We start from the raw sequence: 21,142 nt of genomic DNA, 5'->3' as shown, positions 1-21,142 counted from the left end.
GGGTGGGCTCACTGTACGAAGTGTCGTAGGTCACTCATATAGCTCAATTACCCATACTCTGCGCAGGAGGTATGTCGCTCTGCGCCATCGGGCACGGCGCTGCATAGCCTCGCTCGAATGGGGTGGAGGCAGGCGCGTTCGTCCAGGCCGGTCGTGCAGGTGTTGCGCCGATGGGCGCACGTGCGGCCGACCGAGAGCGCCTTCATCCTGGCCGCCCATCTGTTCCTCTCGGTGTTCCCGCTGCTGCTGGTGCTGTCGGTGTACGCGCCCGGTCTCGTCGCCGACATCAAGTCGGCCATGGCCACCAGGCTCGGCCTGGACGGCGTGGCGAACGCGGCGATGACCCAGCTGCTCGGCGGCTCGCGGGGCGAGGGGCACAGCATCGTCACGACCGTCGGCCTGCTGATGGCGCTCGTCTCGGCCACCAGCTTCACCCGGGCGCTGCAACGCGTGTACGAACGGGCGTGGGAGCTGGAGCCGCTCGGGCTGAAGGGCAGCTGGCGTGGCGTGCTCTGGCTGGTCGGCCTGCTGGTCTACCTGGAGACGCTGTATCTGTCGCTCAGCATGACCGAAGGCTTCACGGCCGTCAGGCCGGTGCTCGTCGGGCTGTGCGCGTTCGCCCTGTGGTGGTGGACCCCTTACGTGCTGCTCGGCGGGCGGGTGCGCTGGCGTGCGCTCGCGGGCACCGGCGTGCTGTCCGCACTGGTCACCGTCGTGCTCGGCGCGGTCTCCTCGCACGTGATGCCGCGCGTGCTCGGCGAGAACGAGAGCAAGTACGGCCTCATCGGCGTGGTGTTCGCCATGGAGTCGTGGCTCGCCGTGGTGTGCGGCGGCCTCGTCGGGTGCGCGCTGGCCGGCGCCGTGGCCGCGCAGGACCCCGGCGCGCTCGGCAGGGTGTTCAGGGGGTCGCGGCCGTGGCTGCGCTGAGGCCGTGCAGGCGCAGGGCGAGCTGCAGTTCGAGGGCGCGCTCCGGCTGCTGCCAGTCCTCGCCGAGCAACTGCCCCACCCGGTCCAGGCGCTGGGTGACGGTGTTGACGTGGATGTGCATGGCCTCGGCCGTGCGCTGCAGCGAGCCGCCCGAGCCGAAGTAGGCCACCAGCGTCTGCAGCAGCGCGGTGCCGCGTCTGGCGTCGTAGCCCGTCACCGGGCCCAGCGCGCTCTCGACGAACGCGGCCACGTCACGGCCTTCACCGACGAGCAGGCCGACGAAGCCCAGCTCGGCCGCGCCCGCCCCCTCACCCCTGCGCCCCAGGCCCAGCAGCGCCTCAGCGCAACGCTGGGCCTCCCGGTGCGCCGCGGCCACGCCTTCGGGGCCCCGGATCGGCCCGGCGGCACCGGCCGTCGCCGGGCTGCCCAGCGACACCGACAGCTCGGCCGCCACCCGCCCGGCCGCCGCGCCGGGTGCTTCGCCGGGCAGCAGCAGCACCACCTCGTTGCCGCGCCCGGCGGCGAGCCCGTGACACAGGGCCGCGTGCGAGGAGGCCCAGAACGCGGCGCGCTCCCTGCCGCCCTCGTGCCTGGCCACCACCAGGACGTGCGCCGAGCCCAGATCGACGCCCAGTCTGCGGGCCCGGTCGGCCAGACCGCCCGGATCCTCGGCGGCGCGCGAGATCAGGTCGTCGAGCAGCTCGCCCCTGACCCGGCCCTCGGCCTCGGCGACGCTACGGCGAAACAGCAGCAGCAACGCGCACACCAGGGCCGCGCGCTCCAGGATGCGCTCGTCGGCGTCGTCGCTCCTGAGCACCAGCGTGCACAGCGGCTCGGCGCCGACGTCGACCGAGGCCACCAGCAGGTCGCCGCGTCTGACCGTGCGGCCGAGCGCCCTGCTGGAGCGCGCCGCCTCGAACACGCCCGCGTCCAGCTCGCCGACGCCGCCGCTGATCGGCCCGCCCCTGCCGTCGAGCACGGCCAGGGAGCCGCCCAGCACCTCGGTCACCACGGCGGCCACGTCCTCGATGCCGCCGCCCCGCACGACCAGCGAGGTCATCCTGTCGTGCGCCTTGGCCGCGCGCTCCACCGCCTCGCCGTGCGCGCGTACCGTGCGGTGCGCGGCCGACAGCTCCTCCAGCGCCGTGCGCGTCTCCTGCAGCAGGCGCGCGTTGTCGATCGCGACGGCGGCGTGCGCGGCCAGCGAGGCCAGCAGGGCGACCTCCTCCTGGAGGAAGGGCCGCGAGCTGCGGTCGGCTGCGAACAGCACGCCGATCACCCTGCGCCCCAGCCGCAGCGGCACGCCCAGGATCGCCACCAGGCCCTCGTCGGTGACGGCGTCGTCGATGTCGGCCTTGTGGTCGAAACGGGCGTCGGCGAAGTAGTCGGCCGTCGCGTAGGGCGTGGCCGTCTGGGCCACCAGCCCGCCGAGCCCCGCGCCCATCGCCAGCCGCACCGCGCGGAACCTCGCCGAGATCGTCCCGTCGGTCACCCGCATGTAGGTGTCGCCGTGCTCGGGGTCGTTGAGCGTCAGATACGCGGTGTCGGTGCCGAGCAGCTGCCTGGCCCGGTGCACGATCGCCTCGAGGACGGCGTCGAGGTCGCGCAGCGCCGCCAGGTCGCCCGCCGTGTCGAACAGCGCCGACAGCTCGGCCTCGCGCCTGGCCCTGCGCCGCAGCATCGCCCTGACCTTGAGCGCCTGCACCTTGGCCTGTTCGAGCTCCTCGATCGTGGCCGGGTCCGCGCCCTCGTGCCTGGCGCGCAGCACCGGCCCCTCGAACTCCACGGCGGGCGCCTCCCTGGCCAGGAGTTCGAGGTAGACGTTCATGGCGTTCATTGTGCTACCGCCTGTTACCGTGCGCTCCAGCCGCCGTCGACCGGCAGCGACACCCCCGTGATGAACGACCCGTGCGGCCCGCACAGGTAGGCGACCAGCTCGGCCACCTCCTCGGGCTCGATCAGCCGCTTGATCGCCGCGGGCCGCAGCATGACGTCGCTCACCACGGCGTCCTCGCCGATCCCGTGCGCCTCGGCCTGCGCGGCGATCTGGCTCTCCACCAGCGGGGTCCGCACGTAGGCCGGGTTCACGCACGTGGACGTCACGCCGTGCGCCGCCCCCTCCAGCGCGATCACCTTCGACAGGCCCTCCAGCCCGTGCTTGGCCGTGACATAGGCCGACTTGTACGGCGAGGCCCGCAGGCCGTGCACCGAGGAGATGTTGACGATCCGCCCCCAGCCCCTCGCGTACATGCCGGGCAGCACGTGTCTGGCGATGAGGAACGGCGCCTCGACCATCACCTTGAGGATCGCCGAGAACACCTCGGGCGGGAACTCGTGCACGGGGGCCACGTGCTGGAAGCCCGCGTTGTTCACCACGATGTCGACGGGCACGTCGGGCAGCGCCTCGACGAAACCGGGCGCCGCCAGGTCGGCCACCACGGCGATCCCGTCCACCTCGGCCGCCACCCGTTCGGCCGCCTCCTGACGCCTGTCGACGACCACCACCCGGGCGCCGCCTTCGGCCAGCCTGAGCGCGCAGGCCCGGCCGATGCCGCCGCCCGCGCCCGTCACCAGCGCGGTCCGCCCGCCCAGCCCGCTCAGCCCGCTCAGCCCGCTCAGCCCGCTCAGCTCACTTGCCATGCCGCAGACCTTAGGCAGGTCGCCCGTCGAGGGGACATGGGGGTGGGGGACACAAAGGCAGGACATGGTGTGTGGATGGGCCTCACCGGCGGACCGTGTGCCGGGCCGGGTGCCTGGCCGTGTGCCGGGCGATGTGACGGCGGCCCGCCGGAGTCGGCGTGAGGGGCGTCGGGCGGTGGGGCCCGGCCACGTGCTCACCTGGGAGCAGGGGGTGGCCTGCCGTACGTTCAGGGGGTTTCGGGGGGCCTGGTCATCGACAGGACGTCCAGGAGGGCGTCGAGTTCGGGTTCGGTAAGGGGGCCGCCGGTGGTGTGGCCGCGTTCGACGACGACCTGGCGGATGGTCTTGCGCTCGGCCAGGGCCTGCTTGGCGATCCTGGCCGCCTCCTCGTAGCCCACGTGCCTGTTGAGGGGCGTCACGATCGAGGGGGAGGACTCGGCGTACTCGCGCAGGCGTTCCACGTTCGCCGTGATGCCGCTCACGCATCGGTCGGCCAGCAGGCGCGAGACGTTGGCCAGCAGCCTGATCGACTCCAGGATGTTGCGTGCGATCACCGGCAGCTGCACGTTCAGCTCGAACGAGCCCGAAGCGCCCGCGAACGCGATGGCCGCGTCGTTGCCGATGACCTGGGCGGCGACCATCGTCACGGCCTCGGGGATGACCGGGTTCACCTTGCCCGGCATGATCGAGGAGCCCGGCTGCAGGTCGGGCAGGTTGATCTCGCCCAGGCCGGCGCGCGGGCCCGATCCCATCCAGCGGAGGTCGTTCGCGATCTTGTTCAGGGCGACCGCGGTGCTTCTGAGCTGGCCCGACAGCTCCACGATGGCATCACGTGCGCTCTGCGCCTCGAAGTGGTCGCCCGCCTCGGTGAACGGGATGCCCGTCGCCTCACGCAGCTTCGTGATCGCCTTCTTCGCGAAGCCGGGCGGGGTGTTGATGCCCGTGCCGACCGCCGTGCCGCCCAGCGGGAGCTCCACCAGCCGTCCCAGCGTGCCGCTCACCCGTTCGGCCGAGCGCGACACCTGGGTGGCGTAGCCGCCGAACTCCTGGCCGAGCGTCACCGGCGTGGCGTCCATGAGATGGGTACGGCCGGCCTTGACGACGTCGGCGTACTCCTCCTGCTTGGCGCGCAGGGCCTGCTCCAGGTGCTCAAGGGCGGGCAGCAGGTGGAAGACGACCTCGGTCGCGGCGGCCACGTGGATGGAGGTGGGGAAGACGTCGTTGGAGGACTGGGAGGCGTTCACGTCGTCGTTGGGGTGCACGGGCCTGCCCAGCCTGTGCTCGGCCAAGGTGGCGATCACCTCGTTGGCGTTCATGTTCGATGAGGTGCCCGAGCCGGTCTGGAACACGTCGACGGGGAACTGGTCGTCGTGCTCGTTCTCCGCCACATCGGCCGCCGCCTCGGCGATGGCCTCGGCGAGGTCCTCGCGGATGACGCCGAGCTCGCCGTTCACCTCGGCGGCCACCGCCTTGACCAGGCCCAGTGCGGCGATGTGCGCGGGTTCGAGCCCCCTGCCCGACACGGGGAAGTTCTCCACCGCCCGCTGGGTCTGGGCCCGCCAAAGCGCCCCCTTCGGAACGCGTACCTCGCCCATGGAGTCGTGCTCGATCCGATAGTCGCTCATGACCACAGTCTGTGCGATCGGGTGGTGAGACGCGGGGGCGCCTCGCCCGTTGTCGGCTTGTCGGCCCTCGCTCGGGTGGAGAGCGAGGGCCGGGCCTCAGGAGGCGAAGGCGGCGACGATGAGGATGGCGATGATCACGGCGGCGACGGCGGCCACGGCGATGAGGATGAGCATGCCGGTTCTCGCGCCCTTCGACGGCTGGGGGCCGTTCGAGATGGCGAACAGGTCGGTGCCCAGGCCCTGGCTGCTGTTCGGTATGCCCTGGATCGGTCCTCCATGGGGGTCTTGGCCGCCCGGAGAGGCGTCGTGGGGGTGGGCGCCCGGGGGGTTGCCCTGGAGGTTGCCGGGATAGCTGTTCGGGTCCATGGGGAAGCTCTGGGGGCCGCCGGGGGGTGTCGAGGGTGGGAAGCCCTGGTGTGCGCCGGGCGGGGCCTGCGGGTGGGCCTGGTTCTGTGGATGGGCTGGGCCTTGTGGATGGGCGGCTCCGAAGTGCCCGGCGCCGGGGGTGTTGCCCGGGGCGAACGCGCCTCCCGGTGCGGCGCTGTCCGGGCGTGCCTGGAAGGCGCCCTGTCCGTGGGAGGGGCCCTGCGTGCCGGGCTCGCCCAGGGGCGGCCTCGCGCCGGGCGTAGGGCGTGCGGAGGAGGGCTCGTCGCGTACGGGGAAGACCGGCCTGCCGGGCGGCTGCGGGGAGTCGGGCGCGCCGATCGGAGGAACGCCGGTGCGGGGACGGCCGATGTCGATGCGTGAGGTGGTGATCGTGCCCTCGTCGTCGGCAGAGGTGGGGGAGGCGGCGGGCTTGCGTGGGGCGGTCTCTGCGGGGCGGGGCGGGAAGCCGCCCTTGGGCCTGACGACCATGACCGTGCGGTCCGGGTCGTAGTCGCCTGGCGGCTCGCTCACGGGATGCGGCCCCGAGTCGCTCGACGGCGTGTCGGCGATCATCCGGAGCATGGTCTCGGCCTTGGCGGCGCTGAGCCGTCTGACGTGGTCCTTGTGCAGGAGGCCGTCGAGCACGGGACGCAGCGGTCCGGCCTGGGTCGGCGTGTCGACCTTCTCCGACATCAGGGCCGAGAGCGTCTCGGCGACCGTCGAGCGTTCGTAGGCGGGGCGGCCCTCGACGGCGAAGTACAGCGTGGCCCCGAGCGACCAGATGTCGGACTCCGGCCCGGTGTACTCACCTCTGGCGCGTTCCGGCGCCGTATATCCGGGGGAGCCGATGACCATACCGGTCTTGGTGAGGTTCGTATCCCCTTCGGACTTGGCGATGCCGAAGTCGGTCAGCACCACCCGGCCGGTCTCGGTGACCAGGACGTTGGCCGGTTTGACGTCGCGATGGGTGATGCCGAGCAGGTGCGCGGCGCGCAGGGCGCTGAGCAGGTCGACGCCGATCTCGGCCACGAGCCTGGGCGGCAGCGGCCCCTCCTCGTCGATGACCTGTTCGAGGGATCGGGCCTCGACCAGCTCCATGATGATCCATGGGCTGTTGTCGTGAATGAGCACGTCATGGATGGAGGCGACGCTCGGGTGGTTGATCCGTGCCGCCGTGCGGCCTTCGCGCACCATGCGCTCGCGTAGTTCGTGGCGCTGGTCCTCGCTGAGACCACGGTCCTGGCGGATCTCCTTGATCGCTACCTCACGGCCGAGCACGCGGTCGCGGGCTCGCCAGACGGTGCCCATGGTTCCTCGGCCGATCGGTGTGATCAGCTCGTATCGTTCAGCGAGCAGGCGCGGCTGCTGTTCCGGCATGAGATGAAGATATCCATTTTGACTTGGATATCGCTTTACCCGGGCTTGCGAAGTTGCTACCCGCGAGTTGCTACCCGCGCTTGCGTAGTTCCCTGGGCCAGAAGACGCGGGGCAGGAACAACCTGATCATCTTGGTCCGGAGCCTCGTCAGCGGCGTCGGATCCGGCCGTACGTCCAGGGGTTTGCGGTGGTTGCCTTCGAGCGGACGCCGGTGGCCTCGGGGCATCGGCACGGGCGAGGTCGGCACGGCGTCGGCCCGATGCAGGCCCCGGTGGCTCGGCCTGCGGCTGAAGGGCGGCACGGGGATCGAGGGCGGCGTGCGCACCGCCTTGCGCGCGGCCTGGGCCAGCGGTTCTTCGGCCGATCCTCCGGCGGCGACCCGGGCCAGCATGAGCGAGGCGCGCACGGAGTCGAGCCGCGTGTCGGGGTCGATGCGCAGCAGGGCGTCGAGCACGGGGACGAGTGGCCCGGCCTTGGCCATCGGGATCGGCTCGCCGCTGGTCAGGGCGGCCAGGGCGGCGGCGGCCGTCCTGCGGCCGTGCAGGCCCCTGCCTTCGACGGCGGTGTAGAGGGTGGCGCCCAGCGACCAGAGGTCGGCCGAGGGGCTGGCCTTGGCGCCGAGCACGCGCTCGGGGGCGATATATCCGGCCGATCCGAGTACGATCCCGGCCTGGGTGATGGACGCGTCGCCCTCGAAGGCGGCCAGTCCGAAGTCGGTGAGCACGGCGCGGTCGTCGGTCACCAGGACATTGCTCGGTTTCACATCGCGATGCAGGATGCCCTTGGCGTGCACGGCGCGCAGCGCGCCCAGGATCTGCCTGCCGATCTCGGCGGCGCGGCGCGGCGGGAGCGGTCCTTCCTCCTGGATGAGCTGCTCCAGCGATCTGGCCTGGAGCAGCTCCATCACGATCCAGGGGCGCTCGTCCTCGGTGACCACGTCGAAGACGGTGATGACCGACGGATGGGCGACCATGGCGGTGGCCCTGCCCTCACGCTCGGTGCGTGCGCACAGCTCGGCGCGCAGGTCCTCGTCGAGGACCGTCGGCATGCGGACCTCCTTGACCGCCACATGGCGATCGAGAAGCTCGTCATGAGCTCGCCAAACGGTGCCCATGCCGCCGCGGCCGACCGGCTCCATCAGCCGATAGCGCGCGGCTAGGAGGTAACCGGACGGCGCACGCATGGGTGGCAGCTTACCTATTTGCGGAAACCTACCTGTAGAGGCGGGGCCGATAAATTATTGCGATGTTCAGTCAGGAAGTCTGACCTGTCGCGTCAGTGAAGCGCCGCGCGACGTCGTTCCAGTTGATCAGATCCCAGAGCTTATGTACGTAATCCGGTCTGACGTTGCGGTACTGCAGATAGTAAGCGTGCTCCCACGCGTCGAACACCAGGATCGGTGTCGTGTTCATGCCGACGTTGCCGTGGTGGTCGTAGACCTGCTCGACGATGAGGCGCTTGCCGAGCGGCTCCCAGGCGAGGATGCCCCAGCCCGAGCCCTGCACGAGCGTCGTGGCCGTGGTGAGCTGCTTCTGGAAGGCCTCGAAGGAGCCGAAGTGCTCGGTGATGGCGTCGCCGAGCACACCGTCGGGGCGGTCGCCGCCGTCGGGGGAGAGGTTCTCCCAGAAGATCGAGTGCAGCACGTGCCCGGAGAGGTTGAACGCGAACGTCTTCTCCAGTCCGACGATGCCGCCGAACTCGCTCTTGTCCCTGGCCTCGGCCAGCTTCTCCAGGGTGTCGTTGGCGCCCTTGACATAGGCCGCGTGGTGCTTGGCGTGGTGCAGCTCCAGGATCTCGCCGGTGATGGCGGGCTCCAGGGCCGAGTAGTCGTAGGGCATGTCCGGCAGGGTGTAGTCACCCATGGGCTTACCTCCTAGTTGATCTTTGCGATCCCGACACTATTGCAACTTCCATGCAAGTGCATCAGTCTTGCGACCTAGGACTCCGTGTTATTGCAACTTGCTCGCAATTACAGCATCATGGCAGGTGTCAGTTTGGTCCTGCTTGCGCGGACGGGCTCTCGATGGCCCGTCCGCGTACGCTTCTCCGGCTCCGGGGGTCGCCGTGGAGGCACTGGAGGTTCGGCGTGTCTACGCGGCGGCGTTCGCGCAACCGCCGTGGAACGAGGGACCGGGAGAGTTCGCCGCCTTCGCCCAGCGCCTGGACCAGCACAGGGCCGTGCCCGGCTGCGTCTTCGAAGGTGTGTGGGCCGACGGCGAGCCCGCCGGTTTCGCCTACACGCTCCCGCCCGAGCCGCACTGGCCGCGGGACGCCACCCATGACGCGATCGAGGCGCGACTCGGACCCGAGGGAGTCGCCGGCCTCCAGGGCCGTCACATCCTCAGGGAGGTCGCCGTCGATCCGCGTTTCGGCGGCAGGGGGCTCGGCGCCCGGCTGGTCGGGAAGGTGAGCGCCGACCGCGCCTGCTGGCTGATCACCTCACCGGCCGCCGAGCCCGCCGTACGCCTGTACGAACGGCTGGGCTGGCGGGCGGCCTGCGACTTCACCACGCAGGGAATCGCCCTGCGTGTCTACGTCTCGCCGTAGGGGTCAGGCCAGGGTGCCGGTGCGCGGGCCCTTGCCGATGGTGAGGACGGGGCCGGTCGTGTCGGTGAAGAAGTCCTCGCCCTTGTCGTCGACCACGATGAAGGCGGGGAAGTCCTCGACCTCGATCTTCCAGACGGCCTCCATGCCGAGCTCGGGGTACTCCAGCACCTCGACCTTCTTGATGCAGTCCAGGGCCAGGCGTGCGGCGGGTCCGCCGATCGAGCCGAGGTAGAAGCCGCCGTACTTCTGGCACGCGTCGGTGACCTGCTTGGACCTGTTGCCCTTGGCCAGCATGACCATCGAGCCGCCTTCGGCCTGGAAGCGCTCGACGTAGGAGTCCATGCGACCGGCCGTGGTCGGCCCGAACGAGCCGGAGGCATAACCTTCGGGCGTCTTGGCGGGCCCGGCGTAGTAGACGGCGTGGTCGCGGAGGTACTGCGGCATCTCGCCACCCGCGTCGAGCAGCTCGGCGATCTTGGCATGGGCGATGTCACGGGCCACGACGAGCGGGCCGGACAGTGAAAGACGCGTCTTGACCGGGTACCTCGTCAGCTCGGCGAGGATCTCCGGCATCGGCCGGTTGAGGTCGATGCGCACGACGTCGTCCGACAGATGGGCATCGGTGGTCTCCGGCAGGAACCTGGCCGGGTCGGTCTCCAGCCTCTCCAGGAACACACCGTCCGCGGTGATCTTGGCAAGCGCCTGACGGTCGGCCGAGCACGACACGGCGACGGCCACGGGGCAGGAGGCGCCGTGCCTGGGCAGCCTGATGACCCGCACGTCGTGGCAGAAGTACTTGCCGCCGAACTGCGCCCCGATGCCGAGCCGCTGCGTCAGCTCGAAGACCTTGGCCTCCAGGTCGAGATCGCGGAACCCGTGCCCCGAGGCGGACCCCTCGGTCGGGATGGAGTCCAGATACCGCGCCGAGGCGTACTTGGCCGTCTTCAGCGCGAACTCGGCCGACGTCCCGCCCACCACGATCGCCAGATGGTACGGCGGGCAGGCCGCGGTGCCGAGCGAGCGGATCTTCTCCTCCAGGAAGGCCAGCATGCGCTTCTCGTTGAGCACCGCCTTGGTCTCCTGGTACAGGAAGGACTTGTTGGCCGATCCGCCGCCCTTGGCCATGAACAGCAGCTTGTAGGCGTCGTCGCCCTCGGCGTAGAGCTCGATCTGGGCGGGCAGGTTGCTGCCGGTGTTCTTCTCCTCCCACATGCTCAGCGGCGCCATCTGCGAGTAACGCAGGTTGAGCTTGGTGTAGGCGTCGTAGACACCGCGCGAGATGTGCTCGGCGTCGCGCCCGTCGGTGAGCACGTGGCGGCCACGCTTGCCCATGACGATCGCGGTGCCGGTGTCCTGGCACATGGGCAGCACGCCACCGGCCGAGATGGAGGCGTTCTTCAGCAGGTCGAGTGCGACGAACCTGTCGTTGCCGCTGGACTCCGGGTCCTCGATGATCTTGCGGAGCTGCGCGAGATGCGAGGAGCGGAGAAAGTGCGAGATGTCGTGCACGGCGGTCTCGGTCAGCAGCCTCAGCGCCTCGGGGTCCACCTCGAGAAAGGTGCGCCCGGCGGCCTCGACCTTCCGCACCCCCTCCGCGGTGATGAGCCGATACTCGGTCTCGTCGGCGCCGAGCGGAAGCAGGTCGGTGTAGTCGAACTCGGGCATGTCCCTCGATCCTTTCGGTCCTCATAGAGGGTACGGCAAGCCGCGATATCTCCTCGAAGATGAACAGTCCGAGGGACCCCCGTGACCGGCGCGGACCGAACTACCTCACGACAGGCTCAGAACGGGAGGAATCATGGAAGCCGGACATATCGCTGTGATGGCCCTGGGTGTGCTCATCATGGCCGGGCTCGTGGTCTCGCTGCTCGTCATCGTCCTGACGGGCATCAGGAACGGCCAGTGGCCGACGCGCTGACCGGGCGCTGAGTCCCACGCCGATCCCGGCGACGACCAGGCCGGCGCCCAGCAGGTCGGCCCCGGTGGGAGCACCGAGGCCGATCACCAGGCCCCCGGCGATGGCGCCGACCGGGATCAGCCCCGCGAACAGCCCCGCGCTGCTCGGGCCGAGCCTGGGCAGCGCGGAGTACCAAAGGAAGAAGGCCACGGTCGTGACGATCACCGACTGGTAGGTCAGCGCCCACGCCTCGGCGGCCGTGGGCGCCCGGAGCATCTCACTCCCCTCGAAGACCAGCCCGAGCGCGACCAGCATGGGCACGGCCAGCGCCGTCGAGTACGCCGACACCCGGATCGCCCCCAGCCTGGGCAGCAGCGGGATGGCCAGCAGCGAGAACGACATCTCGGTCCCGAGCGCGCCGAGCGCCCACAGCAGGCCGGGCAGGTTGCCGCTGCCGAGACCGGTGGCCAGCGTCGCCCCGGTCACGACGACACCCGCGCCGATCACCAGGCGCAGGGCGGGTCGCCCGCCGACCATGGCGAGGAACAACGGGACCGTTCCCAGGACGGTGCCGACGAGGGTGGGGCCCGCGTGCCTGGCCGACTCGATGACGCACACGTTGAACAGCACGAGGCCGAGCGCGGCCAGCGCCAGCAGCAGCCCGGTGTCGCGCGCGCCGGGCCTGACCGCGCGCAGCCCGGTCAGCCTGGCCACGAGGAGCAGGATGACCGAGGCGGCGAGATAGCGCACCGCCTGCCCGCCGTACACGGGGTAGTCGCCGATCAGGGCGGAGACCGCGGCGAGGGTGCCGACGAGGAACATCGCGGTCGCGGCCATGAGGGCAGGGCTTCGCAAGGACATGGCGGAGATGCTAGGAAGGTATTGGTTCGTTTGTGGAGTCCAATCTGAGGGTGGAATCGAGGTCCAATTGGCCGACCTGCACATCGCGGTCGACAGAGGCAGGGGCGCGCTCGCCGGACAGGTGGCCGCCGAGCTGCGCGAGTCGATCAGGAGCGGCAGGCTCGCCCCCGAGACGCGGCTCCCGGCCAGCAGGGACCTCGCGGCCGATCTCGGCGTCTCGCGCGGCGTCGTGGTCGAGGCGTACGAGCAGCTGGTCGCCGAGGGGTTCCTCACCGCGAAGGTGGGCGCGGGCACCAGGGTGGCCCCCGCCAGGGCGCGCGAGGAGGTCGTGCCCGCCTCTCCGCCGGGGCCGCCGCACCACGGGTATCGCGCGACCTCGCCCGACCTGACGTTCTTCCCGAGGGAGCGATGGCTGGCCGCGGTGCGGCACGTGCTGGCGACCGTGCCGTCGGACGGCCTGGACTACGGCGACCCGGGCGGCGTGCCGGAGCTGCGCGAGGAGCTCGCCGGGTATCTGCGCAGGGTACGCGCCGCCGACGTGCGCCCGGAGAACCTCGCCGTCGTCGGCGGCGTCGCCCAGGGGCTCAGCCTGGTGCTGCACGTCCTGGGCGCCGGGGTACGGCTGGCCGTGGAGGACCCCACGAGCCATCGCCAGGTGCCGCTGCTGCGCAGGGCGGGCGCCGAGCTGGCGCCCGTGCCGGTCGACCGTGAGGGGCTGGTGGTGGACGACCTGCGGGCGAGCGGCGCCGAGGCGGCGCTGGTGACCCCGGCGCACCAGTACCCGACGGGCGTCGTGCTCTCGCCGAGGCGGCGCGCCGCGCTGGTCGACTGGGGCGGGATCGTGCTGGAGGACGACTACGACGCCGAGCTGAGGTTCGACCGAGAGCCGGTCGGCTGCCTGCAGGGCCTGGCCCCCGACCGGGTGATCCTGTCGGGCAGCGCCAGCAAGGCACTCGCGCCGGGCCTGCGACTCGGCTGGATCGCCGCGCCCCCGGCCATCGCCGTCGCCGTCAGGAAGGCCAGGGAGGAGCTCGACCTCGGCTCGCCGGTCATCGAGCAGTACGCCCTGGCCCACTTCCTGCGCACCGGCGCCTACGAACGGCATCTGCGGCACATGCGCCGCGAGTACAAGCGGCGAAGGGACGCCATGGTCAGGGCGCTGGCCGAGCACCTGCCCCCCGTGCGTGTCAGCGGAATCCAGGCCGGACTCCACATCTACGCCGATCTGCCCACAGGATGGGACGAGGAGGCCGTGGCCGCCGATGCGGTGAGCGTGGGGCTGGCCGGGGAGGCGCTCGGGCAGATGCGGTTCACGCCGGGGCCACCGGCCGTGGTGATCGGCTTCGCCAGAGTGCCTGCTCACCGGGCGGATCAGGCCGTTCGGGAGCTGGCCGCAAAGGTCAGAATGTCAGGACAAAAGATTGACTGACTGCGACATTCTGCCCTAGAACTGGAAGCCGTCCGGCATGTCACGCGAAACCGGCGGAGGGTGTCATGCGTGTGGGTCTGTTGGGACTGGGCAGGATCGGCGCCTTCCATGCCGAGACCCTCGCCGCTCTGGCCGACGACCTCGTCGTGGCCGACGCCGACCCAGCCAGGACCAGCCCATGGGGCAGGCCGGGCGACCCGTTCGACACCGACGCCCTCGTCATCGCGACGCCGACCAGCACCCACGCCGACCTGCTGATCGAGGCCTGCGCACGCGGCCTGCCCGTCTTCTGCGAGAAGCCGGTCGCGGGCAGCGTCGAGGAGACGATCGCGGTGCTCAAGGCCCGCAGGGACAATGTCGTGCACATCGGCTTCCAGCGCCGTTTCGACGCCGGATACGCCGCGGCCAGGGCGGCGCTGCGGGCAGGGGAGCTGGGCGAGCTGCACCGGGTGCACATGCAGAGCGCCGACCCGGCGCCGCCGCCCGCCGCCTACGTGGCGCACTCGGGCGGCATCTACCGCGACTGCCACATCCACGACTTCGACATCCTGCGCTGGGTCACCTCGCGCGAGGTCGAGACCGTCTACGCGACCGGCGCCAACAGGGGAGCGGCCTACTTCGCCGAAGCGGCGGACGCCGACACCAGCGCCGCGCTGCTCACCCTCGACGACGGCACCCTGGCCACCCTGCAAGGCTCGCGCTACAACGGCGCCGGGTACGACGTCCGCATGGAGGTGTCGGGCACCCGCCGTACCCAGGCCGTGGGGCTCGGCCCGCGCACGCCGCTGACCAGCGCCGAAGGCCTGCAACCCGGCGGCGAGCCGTGGCCCGACTTCGTCACGCGCTTCCGAGAGGCCTACCGCGCCGAGCTCGCCGCCTTCCTTGAGGCGGCCAGGGGCGAACGCGAGACGCCGTGCTCGATCGAGGACGCGCTGGCCGCCCTGTACGTCGCCGAGGCCGCGGAGACCTCGCGGCGTGAAGCCCGTCCCGTCGCCGTCGTGGAGGTGGTCCGATGAAGATCGCGGCAGCGCCGATCTCCTGGGGGGTGTGCGAGGTGCCCGGCTGGGGGTTCCAGCTCGACCGGGAGCGTGTGCTGGAGGAGATGCGCGAGCTCGGCCTGAACGCCACCGAACTCGGCCCCGACGGCTTCCTGCCCGCCTCGCCCACGCGCCGTCGTGCGATGCTGGCCGGGTACGGGCTCACGCCGGTGGGCGGGTTCGTGCCCGTCATGCTGCACGAGCCGCGCTACGACCCGCTGCCCGAGGTACGCGGCAGGCTCAACGACTTCACCGAGGGCGGGGTCGAGACGCTCGTCCTGGCCGCCGACACCGGCACCGAGGGCTACGACGCCAGGCCGGTCCTCGACGACAAGGGCTGGAAGACGCTGCTGCGCAACCTCGACCGGGTCGCGAAGGCGTCGTCGCTCCCGGTCTGCCTGCACCCGCATGTGGGCACCATGGTGGAGTCGCGTGCGGAGATCGAGCGCGTGCTCGCCGGCAGCGCGGTGCCGCTGTGCCTGGACACCGGGCACGTGCTCCTCGGCGGCGCCGATCCGCTGGAGCTGGTCAGGGCCGCGCCGGGCCGCGTCGGGCACGTGCACCTGAAGGACGTCTCGGCCGGACTCGCCGCCAAGGTCGTCTCGCGTGAGCTCACCTACTCCCAGGCCGTGCGCCAGGGGCTCTACCGGCCGCTCGGCTCGGGCGACGCCGACATCGCCGCGATCGTCGCCGCGCTGGAGGCCGAAGGCTACGCCGGGTGGTACGTCATGGAGCAGGACGTCGTGCTCACCTCCGAGCTCGACGACCCGCAGGCCGACGTCAGGACGGGTCTGGCCTACCTCGGGAGCCTCGGGTGAGCCATGACGTCCTGACCATGGGACGGATCGGGGTCGACATCTACCCCCTGCAGATCGGCCTGTCGCTGCGCGAGGTCGAGACGTTCGGCAAGTACCTCGGCGGCAGCCCGGCCAATGTGGCCGTCGCCTCGGCCCGGCTCGGCCGGTCGAGCGCGGTGATCACCCGGACCGGCGACGACCCGTTCGGGGCCTTCCTGCACGACGCCCTGCGTTCCTACGGCGTCGACGACTCCCATGTCGGCACCGTGCCGTCGCTGCCCACGCCGGTGACGTTCTGCGAGATCAGGCCGCCGGACGACTTCCCGCTGTTCTTCTACCGCGCGCCCAAGGCGCCGGACCTGGAGATCGCCGCCGAGGAGCTCGACCTCGACGCGATCGGCTCGGCGCGGGTGTTCTGGGCGACGCTCACCGGCCTGTCGCAGGAGCCTTCGCGCTCGGCGCACCTCGCCGCCTGGCGGGCCAGGGGGCGCAGGCCGTTCACCGTGCTGGACCTGGACTACCGTGCGGCGTTCTGGGGCTCGCCGTACCAGGCGAGGGCGGCGGCGCGTGAGGCCGTGGCGCACGTGACGGTCGCGGTGGGCAACATCGAGGAGATGGAGGTCGCGACCGGCACGACCGAGCCGCACGTCGCGGCCGAGACGCTGCTCACGGCAGGGGTGAAGCTGGCGATCGTCAAGCAGGGCGCCAAGGGCGTGCTCGGGATGACCAACGGCGAGACGGTCGTCGTGCCGCCGGTGGCGGTCGAGGTGGTCAACGGGCTCGGCGCCGGCGACGCGTTCGGCGGGGCGCTGTGTCACGGGCTGCTGGCCGGATGGCCGCTTGAGCGTGTGCTGCGTTTCGCCAACGCGGCCGGTGCGATCGTGGCGGGACGGCCGGCCTGCGCACCGGCGATGCCGACCGTCGCCGAGGTCGAAGAGGTGCTGGCCGGTGCCTGAGCCGAAGACGGTCACGCTCGACGACGTCAGGACGATCAGGGCGCGCACCCCCGAGCGCATCGCCCTGGCCGCGGCCGTACGCAGGCGCAGGCCGCTGCTCGCCGAACGCGACCAGCTCATGATCATCGCAGCCGACCACCCGGCCAGGGGCGCGCTCGGGGTCGGTGGCAGGCCGCTGGCCATGGGCAGCAGGGTCGACCTGCTCGGCCGGTTGTGCGTGGCGCTGGCCAGGCCGGGCGTCGACGGGGTGCTGGCCACGCCGGACGTCGTCGAGGACCTGCTGCTGCTCGGCGTGCTCGACGACAAGGTGGTCATCGGCTCGATGAACAGGGGCGGCCTCCAGGGCGCCGTCTTCGAGTTCGACGACAGGTTCACCGCGTACGACACGCGCTCGATCGTGCGCATGCGCCTGGACGGCGGCAAGATGTTGTGCAGGATCGCGCTGCAGGAGCCGGGCACGGCCGCCACGCTGGAGGCGTGCGCCAGGGCGGTCACCGAGCTGGCGGGCGAGGGCCTGCTCGCGCTGGTGGAGCCGTTCTGGTCGGGCCGTTCGGGGCATGACCTGTCGGCCGACGCCGTGATCAGGGCGATCAGCGTCGGGCAGGGGCTCGGCGCGACCTCGGCCCACACCTGGCTCAAGCTGCCCGTCGTGGACGACATGGAGCGCGTGATGCGCGCCACGACGCTGCCCGCGCTGCTGCTCGGCGGCGATCCCGGCCCCGCGCCCGGCCTCGCCCGTGCCGCCTGGCGTGAGGCGCTGCGGCTGCCCGGCGTGCGTGGTCTGGTGGTCGGGCGCGCACTGCTCTACCCTCCCGACGACGACGTGGCCACAGCAGTGGACAGCGCGGTCGCGATGCTGGAGGACCGATGACGTACATCCCCGCGGGCACGAGCGCCAGGGCGCCCTGGTCGGTCGAGATCACCGCCGAGTCCGCGGGATGGACCTACTGCGGGCTGAAGGTCGTGCAGCTGTCGGGCGAGAGCCTGTCGTTCGAGACCGGCGACGAGGAGATGCTGGTGCTCCCGCTGACCGGCTCCTGCGTGGTCGAGGCCGAGGGCTCCCGTATCGAGCTGGCCGGACGGGACTCGGTCTTCGACGGGGTGAGCGACTTCGCCTACCTGCCGATCGGCTGCCGGGTCCGTCTCACGGGCGGCGGTCGCTTCGCGCTGCCGTCGGCCCGCGCCACCAGGAGCTTCCCCTTCAGGTACGGCCCGGCGGGCAAGGTGCCCGTCGAGATCAGGGGAGCGGGCCAGGCCAGCAGGCAGGTCAACAACTTCTGCGCACCCGACGCCTTCGACTGCGACAAGCTCGTCTCGGTCGAGGTGCTCACCCCCGGCGGCAACTGGTCCTCCTACCCGCCGCACAAGCACGACACCGCCTCCGAGCGCGAGGCCGAGCTTGAGGAGATCTACTACTTCGAGGGCGGCCCCGGCTACCAGCGCGTGTACGGCGGGCACGAGGTGCTGACCGAGGTGTCGGGCGGCGACGTCGTCCTCGTGCCGCGCGGCTACCACGGCCCCTCGATGGCCTCGCCCGGCTACGACCTGTACTACCTCAACGTGCTGGCCGGCCCGGCCCCGGTGCGCTCGATGGCCTTCCACGACGACCCCAGGCACAGCTGGATCAGGGGCACCTGGTTCGACCAGCCGCTCGACCCCAGGCTGCCGTTCGGGCGTGGCGACCGATGAGGGCGACGGTCGCACAGGCGCTCGTCCGCTTCCTCGCCGTGCAGCACTCCGAACGCGACGGCGTCGAGCATCGGCTGATCGAAGGGTGCTTCGGCATCTTCGGCCACGGCAACGTCGCCGGGATCGGCCAGGCGCTGGCCGCGCAGGGCGCGGGGCTGGGCTCGGCGCTGCCGTACTATTCGGCGCGCAACGAGCAGGCCATGGTGCACACGGCGGCCGGGTTCGCGCGGGCGAGGGGGCGGCTGTCGACGTTCGCCTGTACGACGTCGGTCGGGCCGGGCGCGACGAACCTGGTGACGGGCGCGGCGCTCGCCACGATCAACAGGCTGCCGGTGCTGCTGCTGCCCGGCGACGTGTTCGCCACGCGGGCGGCGGGCACGGTGCTGCAGGAGTTGGAGGACCCGCGCTGCGCCGACGTCTCGGTCAACGACTGCCTGCGGCCGGTCTCCAGGTTCTTCGACCGCGTCACCAGGCCCGAGCAGCTGCCTTCGGCGCTGCTGTCGGCCATGCGGGTGCTCACCGATCCGGCCGAGACGGGCGCGGTGACGCTGGCCCTGCCGCAGGACGTGCAGGCCGAGTCCTGGCAGTGGCCGCCGGAGCTGTTCGAGCGCAGGGTCTGGCACGTGGCGCGGCCGGTGCCGGAACCGGCGGCGCTCACGCGTGCCGTCGCCGCGATCACGGCCTCGCGCAGGCCGCTGATCGTGGCGGGCGGCGGCGTCGTGCACAGCGAGGCCTGGCATCGGCTGCGCGAGTTCGCCGAGGCCCACGGCATCCCCGTCGCCGAGACGCAGGCCGGGAGGGGCTGCCTGCCCTCCGGCCATCCGTGCGCGGTGGGCGCGATCGGGCACACGGGCACGGCGGCGGCCAACACCCTGGCGCGTGAGGCCGATCTCGTGATCGGGATCGGCACCAGGTACACCGACTTCACCACGGCCTCACGCACCCTGTTCGGCGGGGCGAGGTTCGTCAATGTGAACGTGGCGGCCTTCGACGCGGCCAAGCACGCGGGCCTCATGCTGGTGGCCGACGCCAGGCAGGCGCTGGACGCCCTCGACCTGGGAGCCTGGCGGGCCGACGCCGCCTGGAGCGCCAGGGCGAGGGAGCTGGCCGACGACTGGTGGCGGCGGGTGGCGTTCGAGGGCGACGAGCCGACGCAGCCTGCCGTACTGGCGGATCTGCGGGCCGTGCTCGAACCCACGGACGTCGTGGTCAACGCGGCGGGCTCGATGCCGGGCGACCTGCATCGGCTGTGGCGCACCGACGACCCTCGCGCCTATCACGTGGAGTACGGCTACTCGTGCATGGGATACGAGATCGCCGGAGGGCTCGGGGTGAAGCTCGCCGATCCCTCGCGCGAGGTCGTCGTGCTGGTCGGCGACGGGTCGTACCTGATGATGGCCCAGGAGCTCGCCACCGCCGTGCAGGAGGGCGTCAAGCTGGTCGTGCTGCTGGTCGACAACCAGGGGTTCGCCTCGATCGGCGGGCTGTCGGAGGCGGTCGGCGCCGGTCGTCTCGGCACGGCCTTGCGGATGCGCGGGCCGGGAGGCGAGCTCGACGGCGAGCCGGTGCCGGTCGACCTGGCGGCCAACGCGGCCAGCCTCGGCGCCGACGTGCTGCGCGTGACCGGCAGGGCGCAGCTGCGATCGGCGCTCCGTCAGGCCAGGCGGGCGGCCCGGACGACCGTCGTGTACGTCAGGACCGTGCCGGGAGGCGACGCGCCGGGCTCGCAGGCGTGGTGGGACGTGCCGGTGGCCGACGAGCCCGGTGAGATCAGGCAGGGCTACCTGGCGGCGAAACGGGAGCAGCGTCCTTATCTGTGAGCTTCGGCTGGAAGCCCTTGGCCAGCACGATGATGCCCGCCGCGAGCACCAGCGGCGCGATGAACGCGATCTGCATGTCGACCGCGTCGGCCAGCCCGCCGACCAGGGCGGCGCCGACGATGAAGCCCACGTAGTTGAACAGGTTGACCCTGGCGATGGCCACACCGGTGCCCGCCGGGTCCAGCCGCCCGGCGGCCGAGAACGACTGCGGCGCCACCACCGACAGGCCGACGCCGGTCAGGCCGAACGCCATGATGGCCAGCGGCTGGCTGGGCGCGAGCACGATCCCGGCGAAGCCGAGCGTGGCGATGGCGCCGCCGATCCTGACGACGGCCGCGGGGCCGTAGGCGCGTACGGCGAGGTCGCCGCCCAGCCTGACGAGCAGGGTGGTGGCCTGGTAGGCGGCATAGCCGAGCGGGACGACCGAGGCGCTCGACAGCAGGACGTCCTGCATGTAGACGGTGCTGAAGTTGGACACCGCCGCGTCCCCGACGTACAGGAAGGCCATCGCCAGGCACAGCGGGATGATCGGGCCCCACGGGATGCGCCCGGCCCGTGCGTGTGCCTCCTGGGCGACCTTCTCCTCCTCGACCGTGCACAGGGCGGGCCCGGCGACCAGCGAGCCGATCACCGCGAGCACCATGGGTACGGCCATCGCCGGGCCGAGGCTCAGCCGTTCGGCGACGAACGCGGCCCACAAGGCGCCCGCGAGGCTGGCCACGCTCCACACGCAGTGGAAGCCGTTGAGCACGGCACGGCCGTACCTGCGTTCGACGGCGACGCCCTGCATGTTCATCCCCGCGTCGACGGCGCCGACCGCCAGGCCGAACAGCAGCAGGGCGGCCAGCAGCATGGGCACGCCAGGCGCGAACCCGGCCAGCACCACGGCGAGTGCGACGGCCGGTTGCGCCAGGCGCAGCAGCCACTTGCTGCCCCGGCGGGCGGCGAGCGCACCGGCGGCGACGCTGCCGGCCCCGGCCAGCACGGGCACGATGAGCAGCAGGAGCGTGAGCTCGCCCTCGTCGAGGCCGTGTGCGGCCTTGATGGCGGCGACCTGGGTGAGGAGCGCGGCGAACGACAGGCCTTGCACGGCGAACACGATGAACGTGGCGATGCGGGCTTTGCGGTCACGCGGGGTCGGCACGGCGACCTCCCGATGGGAACGTGAGGCGGA

General features: G+C 71.6%; 18 protein-coding genes. 9 read left to right on the top strand and 9 right to left on the bottom strand.

What is annotated here, in order from left to right:
• Nucleotides 1-117: 117 nt before the first annotated feature.
• Nucleotides 118-927, top strand: a complete 810-nt coding sequence (locus ACTWNK_RS38445) for a hypothetical protein (RefSeq protein ID WP_474309841.1) — start codon at nt 118-120, stop codon at nt 925-927.
• Here ACTWNK_RS38445 and ACTWNK_RS38440 read toward each other — a convergent pair.
• The 6 genes from ACTWNK_RS38440 to ACTWNK_RS38415 all read right to left on the bottom strand — a co-directional run bounded on the left by ACTWNK_RS38440 (nt 899) and on the right by ACTWNK_RS38415 (nt 8,797).
• Nucleotides 899-2,755, bottom strand: a complete 1,857-nt coding sequence (locus ACTWNK_RS38440; protein ID WP_474309840.1) for a helix-turn-helix domain-containing protein — start codon at nt 2,753-2,755, stop codon at nt 899-901. The two genes, ACTWNK_RS38445 and ACTWNK_RS38440, sit on opposite strands and share 29 nt — an antisense overlap.
• 23 nt (nt 2,756-2,778) lie before the next feature.
• Nucleotides 2,779-3,567, bottom strand: coding sequence for a 3-hydroxybutyrate dehydrogenase (locus ACTWNK_RS38435; protein WP_474309839.1), 789 nt, complete (start codon nt 3,565-3,567; stop codon nt 2,779-2,781).
• Between the two features lie 227 nt (nt 3,568-3,794).
• Nucleotides 3,795-5,192, bottom strand: a complete 1,398-nt coding sequence (locus tag ACTWNK_RS38430) for a class II fumarate hydratase (RefSeq protein ID WP_474309838.1) — start codon at nt 5,190-5,192, stop codon at nt 3,795-3,797.
• 96 nt (nt 5,193-5,288) lie between these two features.
• A complete protein-coding gene (locus tag ACTWNK_RS38425; protein ID WP_474309837.1) occupies nt 5,289-6,935 on the bottom strand; it encodes a serine/threonine-protein kinase in 1,647 nt (548 codons plus the stop codon).
• A gap of 70 nt (nt 6,936-7,005) precedes the next feature.
• Nucleotides 7,006-8,118 carry a serine/threonine-protein kinase gene (locus ACTWNK_RS38420; RefSeq protein ID WP_474309836.1) on the bottom strand — a complete coding sequence of 371 codons (1,113 nt, stop codon included), beginning with the start codon at nt 8,116-8,118 and terminating at the stop codon, nt 7,006-7,008.
• A gap of 70 nt (nt 8,119-8,188) precedes the next feature.
• Nucleotides 8,189-8,797, bottom strand: a complete 609-nt coding sequence (locus ACTWNK_RS38415) for a superoxide dismutase (protein ID WP_474309835.1) — start codon at nt 8,795-8,797, stop codon at nt 8,189-8,191.
• Between the two features lie 202 nt (nt 8,798-8,999).
• On the opposite strand from ACTWNK_RS38415, the gene ACTWNK_RS38410 reads away from it, so the two are divergent.
• Nucleotides 9,000-9,482, top strand: a complete 483-nt coding sequence (locus ACTWNK_RS38410; protein ID WP_474309834.1) for a GNAT family N-acetyltransferase — start codon at nt 9,000-9,002, stop codon at nt 9,480-9,482.
• A gap of 3 nt (nt 9,483-9,485) precedes the next feature.
• On the opposite strand, the gene ACTWNK_RS38405 is transcribed toward ACTWNK_RS38410, so the two are convergent.
• Together ACTWNK_RS38405 and ACTWNK_RS38400 are read right to left on the bottom strand one after the other, a co-directional pair.
• Complete coding sequence (locus ACTWNK_RS38405; protein ID WP_474309833.1) at nt 9,486-11,147, bottom strand: fumarate hydratase; 1,662 nt, start codon at nt 11,145-11,147, stop codon at nt 9,486-9,488.
• 100 nt (nt 11,148-11,247) lie between these two features.
• Nucleotides 11,248-12,240, bottom strand: a complete 993-nt coding sequence (locus ACTWNK_RS38400; RefSeq protein ID WP_474309832.1) for a DMT family transporter — start codon at nt 12,238-12,240, stop codon at nt 11,248-11,250.
• A 67-nt stretch (nt 12,241-12,307) separates the two neighbouring features.
• Between ACTWNK_RS38400 and pdxR the strand changes: the two genes are divergently transcribed.
• The 7 genes from pdxR (at nt 12,308) to iolD (ending at nt 19,968) form a co-directional block, all read left to right on the top strand.
• Nucleotides 12,308-13,669: a MocR-like pyridoxine biosynthesis transcription factor PdxR gene (pdxR, locus tag ACTWNK_RS38395; RefSeq protein WP_474309831.1), complete on the top strand. Its 1,362-nt coding sequence runs from the start codon at nt 12,308-12,310 to the stop codon at nt 13,667-13,669.
• 65 nt (nt 13,670-13,734) lie between these two features.
• Entirely contained in the window at nt 13,735-14,685 is a 951-nt protein-coding gene (locus tag ACTWNK_RS38390; RefSeq protein ID WP_474309830.1) for a Gfo/Idh/MocA family protein, read from the top strand.
• Entirely contained in the window at nt 14,682-15,524 is an 843-nt protein-coding gene (locus tag ACTWNK_RS38385) for a TIM barrel protein (RefSeq protein ID WP_474309829.1), read from the top strand. Before ACTWNK_RS38390 ends, ACTWNK_RS38385 begins: the two co-directional genes overlap by 4 nt.
• Entirely contained in the window at nt 15,521-16,459 is a 939-nt protein-coding gene (gene iolC, locus ACTWNK_RS38380; RefSeq protein WP_474309828.1) for a 5-dehydro-2-deoxygluconokinase, read from the top strand. The genes ACTWNK_RS38385 and iolC overlap by 4 nt, the downstream gene beginning before the upstream one ends.
• Entirely contained in the window at nt 16,452-17,330 is an 879-nt protein-coding gene (locus ACTWNK_RS38375; protein WP_474309827.1) for a Cgl0159 family (beta/alpha)8-fold protein, read from the top strand. Before iolC ends, ACTWNK_RS38375 begins: the two co-directional genes overlap by 8 nt.
• Nucleotides 17,327-18,148 carry a 5-deoxy-glucuronate isomerase gene (iolB, locus tag ACTWNK_RS38370; protein WP_474309826.1) on the top strand — a complete coding sequence of 274 codons (822 nt, stop codon included), beginning with the start codon at nt 17,327-17,329 and terminating at the stop codon, nt 18,146-18,148. The genes ACTWNK_RS38375 and iolB overlap by 4 nt, the downstream gene beginning before the upstream one ends.
• Nucleotides 18,145-19,968 carry a 3D-(3,5/4)-trihydroxycyclohexane-1,2-dione acylhydrolase (decyclizing) gene (iolD, locus tag ACTWNK_RS38365; RefSeq protein ID WP_474309825.1) on the top strand — a complete coding sequence of 608 codons (1,824 nt, stop codon included), beginning with the start codon at nt 18,145-18,147 and terminating at the stop codon, nt 19,966-19,968. Before iolB ends, iolD begins: the two co-directional genes overlap by 4 nt.
• On the opposite strand, the gene ACTWNK_RS38360 is transcribed toward iolD, so the two are convergent.
• Entirely contained in the window at nt 19,919-21,112 is a 1,194-nt protein-coding gene (locus tag ACTWNK_RS38360; RefSeq protein ID WP_474309824.1) for an MFS transporter, read from the bottom strand. The genes iolD and ACTWNK_RS38360 overlap by 50 nt on opposite strands.
• Nucleotides 21,113-21,142 lie beyond the last annotated feature (30 nt).

The organism is Nonomuraea sp. IBHARD001 (genome assembly GCF_056106265.1).
Note: the sequence above shows the minus strand (reverse complement) of the source record. Positions and strands in the feature narration are given on the sequence as shown.

Excerpts from the sequence above, each read along its gene's own strand:
- ACTWNK_RS38445 (WP_474309841.1), top strand. The coding sequence starts at position 118 with ATGGGGTGGAGGCAGGCGCGTTCGTCCAGGCCGGTCGTGCAGGTGTTG.
- ACTWNK_RS38440 (WP_474309840.1), bottom strand. The coding sequence starts at position 2,755 with ATGAACGTCTACCTCGAACTCCTGGCCAGGGAGGCGCCCGCCGTGGAG.
- ACTWNK_RS38435 (WP_474309839.1), bottom strand. The coding sequence starts at position 3,567 with ATGGCAAGTGAGCTGAGCGGGCTGAGCGGGCTGAGCGGGCTGAGCGGG.
- ACTWNK_RS38430 (WP_474309838.1), bottom strand. The coding sequence starts at position 5,192 with ATGAGCGACTATCGGATCGAGCACGACTCCATGGGCGAGGTACGCGTT.
- ACTWNK_RS38425 (WP_474309837.1), bottom strand. The coding sequence starts at position 6,935 with ATGCCGGAACAGCAGCCGCGCCTGCTCGCTGAACGATACGAGCTGATC.
- ACTWNK_RS38420 (WP_474309836.1), bottom strand. The coding sequence starts at position 8,118 with ATGCGTGCGCCGTCCGGTTACCTCCTAGCCGCGCGCTATCGGCTGATG.
- ACTWNK_RS38415 (WP_474309835.1), bottom strand. The coding sequence starts at position 8,797 with ATGGGTGACTACACCCTGCCGGACATGCCCTACGACTACTCGGCCCTG.
- ACTWNK_RS38405 (WP_474309833.1), bottom strand. The coding sequence starts at position 11,147 with ATGCCCGAGTTCGACTACACCGACCTGCTTCCGCTCGGCGCCGACGAG.
- ACTWNK_RS38400 (WP_474309832.1), bottom strand. The coding sequence starts at position 12,240 with ATGTCCTTGCGAAGCCCTGCCCTCATGGCCGCGACCGCGATGTTCCTC.
- ACTWNK_RS38390 (WP_474309830.1), top strand. The coding sequence starts at position 13,735 with ATGCGTGTGGGTCTGTTGGGACTGGGCAGGATCGGCGCCTTCCATGCC.
- ACTWNK_RS38385 (WP_474309829.1), top strand. The coding sequence starts at position 14,682 with ATGAAGATCGCGGCAGCGCCGATCTCCTGGGGGGTGTGCGAGGTGCCC.
- iolB (WP_474309826.1), top strand. The coding sequence starts at position 17,327 with ATGACGTACATCCCCGCGGGCACGAGCGCCAGGGCGCCCTGGTCGGTC.
- iolD (WP_474309825.1), top strand. The coding sequence starts at position 18,145 with ATGAGGGCGACGGTCGCACAGGCGCTCGTCCGCTTCCTCGCCGTGCAG.